General features: G+C 44.1%; 11 protein-coding genes. 1 reads left to right on the top strand and 10 read right to left on the bottom strand.

The genetic code is table 11. The features are described from left to right. Positions 1 to 170: 170 nt before the first annotated feature. Positions 171 to 1391 carry a PoNe immunity protein domain-containing protein gene (locus tag VSQ61_RS19215; RefSeq protein ID WP_334346006.1) on the bottom strand — a complete coding sequence of 407 codons (1221 nt, stop codon included), beginning with the start codon at positions 1389 to 1391 and terminating at the stop codon, positions 171 to 173. Between the two features lie 56 nt (positions 1392 to 1447). Continuing rightward, entirely contained in the window at positions 1448 to 1990 is a 543-nt protein-coding gene (locus tag VSQ61_RS19210) for a T6SS immunity protein Tdi1 domain-containing protein (RefSeq protein WP_334346005.1), read from the bottom strand. Positions 1991 to 2363: 373 nt separating this feature from the next. Here VSQ61_RS19210 and VSQ61_RS19205 point away from each other — a divergent pair, with 373 nt between their 5' ends. Then, positions 2364 to 3575 (top strand): YwqG family protein, encoded by a 1212-nt coding sequence (locus VSQ61_RS19205; RefSeq protein ID WP_334346004.1) that lies wholly within the window; start codon positions 2364 to 2366, stop codon positions 3573 to 3575. A gap of 53 nt (positions 3576 to 3628) precedes the next feature. On the opposite strand, the gene VSQ61_RS19200 is transcribed toward VSQ61_RS19205, so the two are convergent. The 8 genes from VSQ61_RS19200 to VSQ61_RS19165 all read right to left on the bottom strand — a co-directional run bounded on the left by VSQ61_RS19200 (position 3629) and on the right by VSQ61_RS19165 (position 10241). Continuing rightward, the gene (locus VSQ61_RS19200; protein WP_334346003.1) at positions 3629 to 4720 is read right to left on the bottom strand and encodes an immunity protein Imm33 domain-containing protein; all 1092 of its coding nucleotides are present in this window, start codon (positions 4718 to 4720) and stop codon (positions 3629 to 3631) included. A 110-nt stretch (positions 4721 to 4830) separates the two neighbouring features. After that, the gene (locus VSQ61_RS19195; RefSeq protein WP_334346002.1) at positions 4831 to 5175 is read right to left on the bottom strand and encodes a DUF2116 family Zn-ribbon domain-containing protein; all 345 of its coding nucleotides are present in this window, start codon (positions 5173 to 5175) and stop codon (positions 4831 to 4833) included. Next, a complete protein-coding gene (locus VSQ61_RS19190; protein WP_334346001.1) occupies positions 5172 to 6485 on the bottom strand; it encodes an ATP-binding protein in 1314 nt (437 codons plus the stop codon). The genes VSQ61_RS19195 and VSQ61_RS19190 overlap by 4 nt, the downstream gene beginning before the upstream one ends. Continuing rightward, entirely contained in the window at positions 6482 to 7201 is a 720-nt protein-coding gene (locus VSQ61_RS19185) for a LytR/AlgR family response regulator transcription factor (RefSeq protein WP_334346000.1), read from the bottom strand. The genes VSQ61_RS19190 and VSQ61_RS19185 overlap by 4 nt, the downstream gene beginning before the upstream one ends. Positions 7202 to 7364: 163 nt before the next feature. Continuing rightward, a complete protein-coding gene (locus tag VSQ61_RS19180) occupies positions 7365 to 8000 on the bottom strand; it encodes an ABC transporter ATP-binding protein (protein WP_334345999.1) in 636 nt (211 codons plus the stop codon). Between the two features lie 20 nt (positions 8001 to 8020). Then, the gene (locus VSQ61_RS19175) at positions 8021 to 8650 is read right to left on the bottom strand and encodes a hypothetical protein (protein ID WP_334345998.1); all 630 of its coding nucleotides are present in this window, start codon (positions 8648 to 8650) and stop codon (positions 8021 to 8023) included. A gap of 12 nt (positions 8651 to 8662) precedes the next feature. Then, positions 8663 to 9490 (bottom strand): hypothetical protein, encoded by an 828-nt coding sequence (locus VSQ61_RS19170; protein ID WP_334345997.1) that lies wholly within the window; start codon positions 9488 to 9490, stop codon positions 8663 to 8665. Beyond that, positions 9483 to 10241, bottom strand: a complete 759-nt coding sequence (locus tag VSQ61_RS19165; RefSeq protein ID WP_334345996.1) for a hypothetical protein — start codon at positions 10239 to 10241, stop codon at positions 9483 to 9485. Before VSQ61_RS19165 ends, VSQ61_RS19170 begins: the two co-directional genes overlap by 8 nt.

Here is a 10241-nt window from a genome sequence, read left to right as displayed (position 1 = left end):
ATAGTAAGTCATTATCTGCACAATATTTACATGATTTACTACAATATTTCTTGCGTAATTTATTAATTCTACTGAATCAGTATTTTAAATTGACAATATACGATTGTTATATCTTAAAAAGCCAAACCAGGACAAGCTTTGTGAGTATGTAATTTTATGCTGCCTGATTTTTATACTTCTTTATTTGTATCAATTAATTCTACCTCATAAAGCCTTTTTAAATGAGAATCTTGAGGAATTTTTGCATAATAATATTGATCATTCGTCAAGTCAAATGTGACTATTTTCACTTCCTTTGTTTTCCAGAAGTCAATAATATCATCCATAAAGTCTTCTACGTTTTCTTTATAGTCCAATTGTAAAATGTACCCGGAGTTAACCAGTACATTAACAATTATCTGTCCCAAAAGCTCCTCATTCCTCTTATCCTGCCTGTATTCATCGATCGTAAACCATATATCATCCAGATTATATTTCTTCCAAAATCTCTGTTCTTCCAGCTCCCTATAGTCCAAAAGAAGCTGATTTATTAATTTGTGAAATTGAACCGGGATTATTTGCTCTAATTCTTTGCTTTCTGCAATACCAAATTCATACATGTCCGGTTCAGATGTCTCTTTGGGTTCTTTTATGGGGCTTATCACAAATTCCTTATTGTTCTTATAATGTGCCAAATCATAGGGATAGTGGTTATCATTCTCCAATTTGCAATCATCCAGGCAAAGTATCTTTGCAGCTGCTGCCCCTTCAAAGCCCCATAGCCCAACATATCCCACCTCCTTGTGTGCGTTCACCCAGCCATAATCAGCGTGACCCCGAAGCCATTTAACTTGCATATACTCTTTCAGTTTTTCTGCTGAAGCATCTTTGTCATGGAAAGAGAGCTCAATAATCTCAGTCAACAATTTGTACGGCTTTTCTTTCTGATATTTCGAAGATGCCATGCTGCGTTTTAAGCCGTAAGAAAAAACTAAGAAGTCAAATATCAAATCATCCAGTTTCTCTTCATCCGCCTTTTTTACTAACCTTTTCATTTCGTCTTTATCTGTCTCCAGCAAAATTCCAAGGGCAAAGTATTGAAGATAATTAACATATCCTATTGTAGTAAAACCTAAGTCATAAACAACTCCCAATCCCTCTAAATATATATCTTCCAGTTCTTTGCATGGCAGCCCCAATGAGTATTTTGCCCGTATTACTTTATCAATCAATCTAAATAGACTTTTCTTCACACTAAAAAGAATATCTTCATTTTTTTTGGGTTTCCTTTGAATTCCATCTTGGATATCTTTTAATAACCTATTGATTTTATCCCACTTTTCAGCAATCTCGTTTTCGTCGAATTCTATTGATTTTTTTAGTTCCTCTTTATTACATAAAAAATCTCTCATTGTTAAATCCGTCCTTTCGTTTCGTTCAGGAATAAAATTTCCATAAAGAATCTTAATTACATACCAATTCTCCCTACCAATTGCGATATCAATTCAATATGTTCCCTAATCTTTACCTTGCTCAAATTTTCAACTTTTTCACTGCCGCCTAATCCCAATAACGGTACATACCCAAAGCATTCATCATGTTTTAACTTTCCAATTCTTTTTACGGCTTCTTCATATTGAGGAATCTGTAAATACTTTCCCACATAATAATCATCTGTGAGATTCTGAAAAAAGAGGGCGAAATCGGCTCCCGCTAAAATAAAATTTCCGTCTTTATACTTAACGATCCCTATATATTCACCTTTTTCCAGTGTAATAATATCTCCAAAAGCTGTCGTCATTATTGGAACAGAAACCTTGCCTCGAAAATAGGTTTCTTCAAGTAGTTCTTGATATTCTTCTGGATTGATTATTCTTAGATAACCATCAAGCAGTTCGGCCTGTCCGTAATTTTCCCAAATATCCAACAGTTCTTCGGGTAATACGCTTTCATATTTTTTAATCAAATCTTGTTCCATTTTAATTCCTTTTTCGATTTCAATCTGCAGCATTTTATTCCTCCTAAATACATTTTATTTATAGCCATAAACATCTCTTTCAATTATTTTCCCATCATTACTGTTTATATAATATCTTCTCCCATAAAAATCTGAAACAATAATTATGTTATCTGCCATCACTTAAAAGCTCTGTTTCCCCCTGGATTCAAGTTCATTATACTATACCCATTATTATTTGAGAATAACTAAGTCAAACACCTTTCCTGTTAAGCTTCTCCCAGCGGCAAACCAGCCTGATGCATATACCAAACAAGAACAGAAATTGACAAGTACAAATTTACCCCTTTCTGTAATTGCACTTCTTACAAAAACAGACTATAATTACAAGAAAAGCTACAAATTCTATGTAGATGAAAATTACAACATGAAAGAAACTATTTCCTACAGAAAGGTGCTGATTATTATGGCAGCTATTCCAAGTATGGACAGCCGTCTCTATTATGCAATCCGAGATTCTCTGGGACGTTGGCCTGTGAATCTCTATGATTTGAAAAAGGTAAAAACGTTGGAGGACTTCTCCTGTCCTGTTCACCTTTCCATGGAACGCTCCTGCAAAGATGAAACGCCCGGTGACTTCTCCGCCATAGGAGAAATGGCCAATCTCCACACGCTGATTTTTGACAATCCCCATTCCCGGAGTTTTCCATCTGTGACCGTTCATGATTTTTCATTCCTGTGCCGGTGCAAAAAACTGAAAAAACTGGATATGCGTCAGACAAACTTTACGGATTGTTCCCTTCTGCTCCAATTGCCCTCCTTAAAGCAGGTTTTTCTGCCCTTGAAAAATCAACTGATCAACACAGAACAATTGGACGAACTGGCAAGCCGGTCTGTCAAGATCGAATTCCTGTCTCCGAATGTGGCTCTGATGGCTCGCATGCGGGTGCAGGGCCATGATGTGTTAAAGTCTGTTGTTGAGGAAATCAAGCGGCTTAGTGCCGCTGACTGTTACATTCTAAAAATCCGGCAGGACCTTAAGCCCGGACTATTTGACAGCAAATTCGGCGGTCTTCCTTATTGGGATCTGTCCATGTCCTATCCCACAGACCAGATGGGAAATAAGTTGATTTTGCTGGCACAAATTAATTTTGACCAATATCCTGTTGAGGAACCATTGCCCCAGGGCGGAATGCTTCAATTCTTTGCCGGACAGGACTACTTCCCGGTTTTTCAGTCTGTGGCAGTAACACTTGAGAAAGGGATTTCCTATATTGGCCCGGAGCATTGCCTGTTTGACGATATTTTTACTCAGGCATGGAAAAATGTTACGGGGGAAGCTCTAAAAAGAGGGGAGGATTTCAGGGATATCCTGGAAGAAGAGGCACAAAGCGATTTATATGAGCAGCTAAGCCCTGTGGGACACCATCTGCTGGGCTGGCCTTATTTTACCCAGTATGATCCACGCCCCCAGAACAATTTCTATGATACTCTGCTGTTTCAGATGGATTCTGATTCTACAGAGGATCAAGAATATGTTATGTGGGGCGATAATGGCGTAGGGAACTTTTTTATCAATGGGGAGGATTTGAAAAAACGGGACTTTTCCAATGTTTTCTACACCTGGGACTGCTTTTAGGTTATGCATCCTCCGAAATACAAAATGTCTGAGGGGCTGCCTGCAGCAGCCTGTTAAAAATATTCCGGATTCATAAAGGGAGCTATGAGAGAAACAACCTCCCCCTGTGCATCCAGGGCCCAGTATCCGCTGTACATGCCGTCTCCCATGCCGCTTGAAAAAAGAACTGTCCTGTGATCCGTCTTTGGCACCTGCCACTCCAGAAAGCTTACGCCCCGATTTTGATACTTTGGCTGATTCTCGTAGCTTTTCTGAAAAAGGGCTGCAAAATAATCCACATATTTATTCTTTCCCGGATTTTCTCTCTGCCAGTTTTCAAAAAACAGGCGGTTTGCCTCTGCGGCCCTGCTGTCCGCAAAGCAGGCAAGCCCGGTATCCACGCCGAAAAAGGTCCAAACCCCCGGTTTGCCCAGATCTTCTATCTTCTTTCCTTTCGGCATGGCTATCTCATACCGGACAGCCGCCTTGTCGCTGACCCGAAGCCTTGCCGCCACAATCCTTAAACCTGCCACCGTAGAGGGGCAGACAGCAAGCTCTACGGGATAGCTGCCTGCCGGAATTCTCTTATCCAGAACCGTTTCATATTTAGTTCCCAGATATGCAAGGGGGTCCGCAATCACCACCTCCCCTGTGGGAAAATCGGCTTCCCCTGCCATAAGAACCTCTATCTGGCTGCTTTTCGTAAATAAGCCCTCAAAAAACTCTGACGGATAGGTCTCCTGATTTAAAAATTTGAGATTTTTTTCAAAAGCAATCTGTGCCGGATGCTTCACAGGCTCCCGAATCTCTTTTCCCGTTCTTGTATCAACAAAATATTTTCCTGTATTGTCCGAGCGAAACTCCAGATCCGTTCCTATGGGCATATAAAATACATTTACAACCGTAGGCTCAATATTGGCAAGGGTATTAAAATCCACAATTGTCATATTTTTAACATCATTTACATATTCCTGGGTATCCCTGTCCCCAAAGGCAATCCAGCCATTTCCATGCTCGCTTTCCTCACGGAAGAGCCATTTCAGCTTAGAAGTGCCCTCCAATATGGATTTGCTCACAATGGTCCCGCCGGCTCCTTTTATATATTCTTTCATCTCCCTTTGTGCTTCCTCCGGTTTTTCCTGCTTCTTTTTTCCAAACAATGCCATAAAATCACCCATTCCTTTCGTTTTTATCTGACACAATTAGTTAAATCAGCATGCACATCATTGTTGTATCACCAAAAATGAAAATCGTCAGGGGTGCATGGAGCATCATTCTAAGGAATGCTTGTCCATATTCCAACGATGATAAGCAAAATGCCTAAAAATCTTCCCATTAATTTTGATCTTTGATATCCCAAGACAGCTATAGTTTCCGGTGTTGTAAATGGCAGTAAAACAACCGTTATCCCCATCAATACAATTCCAAATCCCGTCTTTAAGCTGCTGCCTGAAAAAACGCCCCAGAACATCATCAAGCTTCCAAGAATGATTCCGAATGTGAAATACTTTATTTTAGGACTGTCCTTTTCAAGCATCTTCACATACTTATTTTTACATTCATCCTGGCAGAATTCCAGATTATCATTTATCCCTTTGCCGCAATATTTACATTTTTTCATTGCCTATTTTCCTTAACGAAATCCCCCTGATAAAACAGCGTCACCACCGCCCGGAACCTGTTTCCCTCACAGGCCGTTTGAAGCGTCCCCTCATACTTCTCGGCCGCAACCCGGACACTTTTTAATCCCCAGCCATGGAGACCCCCATCCGTCTTTGTGGTTTTCAGTTCCCCGTCATCCCCTTTTCGCACCTCTGTGAAAGTATTTTCCACCTTAATCACAAGCATCCTGTGAATCCGCCGGATAACGAGCGTCACCTTTCGCTCCTTAGGGTCCGCCACCTTTCCCGCCGCCTCCAGTGCATTGTCCAGAAGATTACCCAGAATCGCACACAGATCCCCGCTGCGAAGATTGGTCCGGCGGGGAAATTCCACCTGTAAATCCAAAGAAATCTCCTCTCCTGCCGCCATGGAAACCCGGCTGTTCAAAAGATAATCCACCGCCTCGTCTCCCGTATAAACCGTCTCTGCCAATTCCCGGACAGGCCCCTGCAGATCATCCAGATATTCCACTGCCTTGCCATATTTTTTCTGAATCAGCAGCCTGTGAAGGGTCTCCAAATGGCGGTGAACATCATGAAATAATCGGGCATTTGCCCCATAGGACTGATTCAGGGCCTGATAATCCCTTTCAAGAAGCTCCGCCTGCTCTGCCTTAAGCCTTGCCAACTCCTGCTCCATCCGATACTGCCGGTTCATATGAAATACCAGAAGCCCTATAAGCAGAATCAAAGAAAGCATTACCCATACGTCAATCACATCCTCCGAAAGAAAGGCCGGCTTCTCCTGGGAAAGGGTAATGATTCCCAAAAATCCGCCCAAAACCGGAAGCGAAACGAGACGAAAATTTTCCTGCTCTGTCATATCCGAATGCTTTGCCCCATAGACGGCCAAAAAGCCGAAAAGCACCAGGGGCAGCCATGCTCCCGCCTGTGCATTCAACTCCAAAGGATTCACAAAGGAATCGGTGGAAAGCAAAAAACCAAGCCCTGCCCCAAAAAGAAATTGCCAGAGTGCATAAGCCAATTCATAAAAGGCTGCCAGAAAAAGGTTCATCCGCCGATCCGTCCGCAAGCCATATGCCCCATAGCCCCCAAGCCATAAGGCTTCCAAAAGCATCCGGCCATATTCCGAAACAGGCAGCAGGCACAGCACCGCAGCGATTCCCCCTGTGGCTGCCGCCCCTGATAGAAACACAGGTTTTTCCAAAAGACCCTTTTTCTCCAAAATCCGCCCTGCCAAAAGCAGATACAGGCAGCATCGGAAACCTCCGGTCAAAAATACGGATGCCAGAATCAACCCCGGTCTCATATGTGCATCCCCCAATATGTATTGATTTGCTCCTTAACCCCCTGCAAATGGGAACGGCTGATGGGAAGTGAAGCTCCATTTTCCAAAAGAACCATGCTGTTTTTCACCTGCATTACATGGATAAGGTTGACAATGCACCCACGGTCAATAAAAATAAATTCCTCCGATGCCAGCTCCTCATAGATCTGCTGCAGACTGCCCCGCACCTTGGATACGCCCTTTTCCCAGGTGATACTGGCATTTTTCCCATCCCTCTCTATAAAATAAATCTCCCTGTATGGGATTTTCTCAAGACGGCTGCTGGTTTGGATGGTATAGACCTTGCCGTCCTCCAGCATGAGAAGCCCAATGGCATCCGTAAGGGCATTAAAAAGCTTCTTCCCCTCATCATTTTTCGGCACATAGCGGAAAATGGACAGCTCATAGGCATCAATGGCATATTCCACATGGGAGGTGATAAATATGATCTTCACATGGGGAAGCACAGGCCGAAGCTGCTCTGCCAGCTCCATGCCCGTTCTCCCCGGCATCTCAATATCCAAAAGAATGAGATCAAAATGAAACCCATCCTCCACAATATCACAGAACAGGTTATCACTGCTGGTATAAGTAATCATTTCCCCCACAGCCCTTAAAAGCCCCAAAGCGGCTTCCACTGCTTTTTTATGAGATTCCACAGCCTCCTGTTCGTCATCGCAGATTGCTATCCTTAACATTTTGCATCTCTCCTAAAGCTTCTGTTCTGCCTCAATGTAAGTCTCCTAAGCTTAACTTCCTCTAATAAAGTAACTATACTACATTTCTCATCACTTGAAAAGAAGCAACTATTCCACACAGCAAAGCCATACCTCCCTGCTGCCGCAAAGACCATAAGCCCCCTCAGGAGCACAGTCTCCCATGCTCCATCTCATACACCCTATCACACAAAACCTCAATATCCTCTTTATTATGGCTGGCAAGTATAACCGTCTTCCCCTGGCCCTTAAGCCCCAGAAGAATGCTCCGCACCTCCTCAACTCCCTGATTATCCAGCCCGTTCATCGGCTCATCCAAAATGAGAATATCGGGATTCTCCATAATTGCTTGTGCTATTCCAAGACGCTGCCGCATGCCGAGAGAATATTTCCCCACCCGTTTGCGGCTGTCGGGATCAAGGCCTACCCGTTCCATGCTCTCCCGAATCTGCTCCCTGCCTATCAATTTCCGGATAGATGCCAGATATTCCAGATTTTTGTACCCTGTATATCTGCTTAAAAACCCCGGATTTTCAATAATAATTCCCATATTGTCCGCAAAGTCAATCTCTTTTCCAATCTCCTTATCCCCCACAACAACCCTGCCGCTTGTGGGCTTTAAATAGCCAATCATAGTTTTGAACAAAACCGTCTTTCCGGAACCGTTTCTGCCGATGATTCCATAGATTTTTCCATTTTCAAAGGTCATATTAATACGGTCAAGGGCAACCACCTCCCCGAACCTTTTCGTCACATTCTCTACACGGATTACTTCCGCCATATTGAAAGCCCTTTCCTTTCTCAGATAATATTTGTTTCTCTTTTCAGATATTCCCGTCCCCCAAAAAAGCTGGCCGCCAGCAGAATCGCTTCCGCCCCAATCACTGCCTCTGCCTGAAATCCGCCTGCTTCGCAAAGGCTGCTTTGCAGATACATTCCCCACATTCCATACATCAAATGGGAGCCCTTTGGAATCCCATAACCGATGATACATGTAAGGCCGTCAAGCAAAAGCAATCCCCCCAGGGCGAAACGCCTGATGCAAAACAAATCCAGCAGGGTAAACAGTGCCGCCACACTGAGCATATGAGCCAGCCACAAAACACTGATTTTTAAAGTCAGCTCTACGGAAAGCACAGCCGCATTTTCCAAAGCAATATCACAGCTCAGAGCAGCCAATAAAAGCCATATCCCCGTCCACAGACCACGGGCCACCCCTTTTCCAAAATGCCATTTCCACCAATGAAGAACCCTTCCATAACGATACAGAGAAAGCACCCCTGCCTTTCGGCTCCTTTTTGCATGAAATCCCGTCAAAAGCAGAAAAATGCCCACCGGCAGAAGCCATTGTCCCAGTAAAATCATCGGAATGCCGTCAAAATAATCCGGGGACAGTCCTGCAAACAATCTGATAAACACACTTTTCGACATTATACGTCTCCCTTACGTTCCCCAATGAAACTCCACTCTCTTTACAAAAACAGCGGATAAGAGCATGATGCCCCCAATCAAAACTAAAAACAAAAGCACAGACAGCCAGTATCCGGGCGTTCCGTCTATAAAATTCCCCGGAATCGCCCTTGCCAATAAGGAAGATTCCGTATATCCGTCCATCATCCGCAGGTATCCCATCAGATGTGCTCCCATGGCAATGACAATTCCCCCGGTGCCGGAAAGCAAGAGTGCCCCGGTATAAAAAAGCACTCCTAAAAACACAAGATACAGATAGAGAAATAAAAAAGTCACTGCAAATGCCTGGGGAACGGTCATAGTCCGCATCATCATAAGCCACGGAAATGTAATATTATATTTAACGCCGATATGATTCCCGGTATCCCGGGCCAGGGAATAAACGGGACTGCTCCACATGTTTCCCGCATACCCGAAAAAGCTGCTGACGATTACGGTAAATGCCGCCATAGCCCCGGCATAGAGAAACGCATGCATCAATATATAGAAAAGCATTCCCATATTCCACCGCTTTCTGCCGCACCGGTACAGAAGCAGACAGAGATTTCCCTTAATAAACGGCACATCCCCAAGCACCAGAAGCCATCCCAGTACCAGAAACAGCAGATTTACATAATGCTGCTCCACAACGCAAAAAGGCTCCAGTATATTGACCGGATCTCCGATATCCGCCGCATACAAAAAAAGCCCTCTCATCCAATAGCCCATAATTGCGAACCCCAGAAGATATCCCATAAGAACCCGTCCGCTTCGCCGTTCCTGTTCAAGCATCCCCTTTGCGATCACAATACAGTTACCCATTCCGATACCTCCTTAAAAGTCCAGCCATAATGACCGCTGACACTGCAATCAGATAGACGCACTCCATACCGGCAGCCAGAGGATAGCTGCCCACATCATCCCCCCGCAGCAGCCGGATTGGGTTCAGCCACGGCAATTTATTAAGCCCAATCCACATAGATTCATACAGTACAAAGGGTGCAATCAACGCAACATAGCGGTTCCCGATCCACACGGCAAAGGCAAGCCCCACAAGGGCCCACACGCATCCGAACAAAAAGCTAAGAACAATTTTCCCAAAAGCAATATACCAGTCTCCATACTTCATTACATAAGAAAGCATAACCGTCCCGTTAAGCAGCCCCTTATCCGATCCCTGGGGCACGCCCGGAACACCGAACGTATATGCCCCAAGACAGGCAAGGGCAACGGGAACTGCCAGCATCACGCCTCCTGATAAGGCCACGGTCAGTATCCTGGTTCTTCCAAACCTCATCGGGCTCATCCGTGCAAAAATCATCCGGTAATAGCCGCTTTCATATTCCTCACAGAAGTCCGCCCCATAAGCCAGCACCGGAAAGACCGCCGCAAAAGGCCCGAAGCCAGATGCCGCAAAGGCATTTACCAGAATATAATAGCTGCTTCTGGTCCGGTTCAAAGGTGCCCCCGCTGCTTCCGCAGTCAGCAAAAGCACCGTTACCGCAGCCATCCCAATAAAAAATCCAATATTCAAAAAGCTCCTTTTCAAGTCCTCTCGAAAAAATCCGGTCAT

It is taken from the genome of Candidatus Merdisoma sp. JLR.KK006 (assembly GCF_036941035.1).
In the GTDB taxonomy this organism is placed as follows: Bacteria; Bacillota; Clostridia; order Lachnospirales; family Lachnospiraceae; genus Laedolimicola.
This window is presented reverse-complemented; position numbering and strand designations above follow the sequence as displayed.

What these genes read in the sequence shown, in the direction of transcription:
- VSQ61_RS19215 (WP_334346006.1), bottom strand. Translation starts at nt 1,391, where the DNA reads ATGAGAGATTTTTTATGTAATAAAGAGGAACTAAAAAAATCAATAGAA.
- VSQ61_RS19210 (WP_334346005.1), bottom strand. Translation starts at nt 1,990, where the DNA reads ATGCTGCAGATTGAAATCGAAAAAGGAATTAAAATGGAACAAGATTTG.
- VSQ61_RS19205 (WP_334346004.1), top strand. Translation starts at nt 2,364, where the DNA reads ATGAAAGAAACTATTTCCTACAGAAAGGTGCTGATTATTATGGCAGCT.
- VSQ61_RS19200 (WP_334346003.1), bottom strand. Translation starts at nt 4,720, where the DNA reads ATGGCATTGTTTGGAAAAAAGAAGCAGGAAAAACCGGAGGAAGCACAA.
- VSQ61_RS19195 (WP_334346002.1), bottom strand. Translation starts at nt 5,175, where the DNA reads ATGAAAAAATGTAAATATTGCGGCAAAGGGATAAATGATAATCTGGAA.
- VSQ61_RS19190 (WP_334346001.1), bottom strand. Translation starts at nt 6,485, where the DNA reads ATGAGACCGGGGTTGATTCTGGCATCCGTATTTTTGACCGGAGGTTTC.
- VSQ61_RS19185 (WP_334346000.1), bottom strand. Translation starts at nt 7,201, where the DNA reads ATGTTAAGGATAGCAATCTGCGATGACGAACAGGAGGCTGTGGAATCT.
- VSQ61_RS19180 (WP_334345999.1), bottom strand. Translation starts at nt 8,000, where the DNA reads ATGGCGGAAGTAATCCGTGTAGAGAATGTGACGAAAAGGTTCGGGGAG.
- VSQ61_RS19175 (WP_334345998.1), bottom strand. Translation starts at nt 8,650, where the DNA reads ATGTCGAAAAGTGTGTTTATCAGATTGTTTGCAGGACTGTCCCCGGAT.
- VSQ61_RS19170 (WP_334345997.1), bottom strand. Translation starts at nt 9,490, where the DNA reads ATGGGTAACTGTATTGTGATCGCAAAGGGGATGCTTGAACAGGAACGG.
- VSQ61_RS19165 (WP_334345996.1), bottom strand. Translation starts at nt 10,241, where the DNA reads ATGACCGGATTTTTTCGAGAGGACTTGAAAAGGAGCTTTTTGAATATT.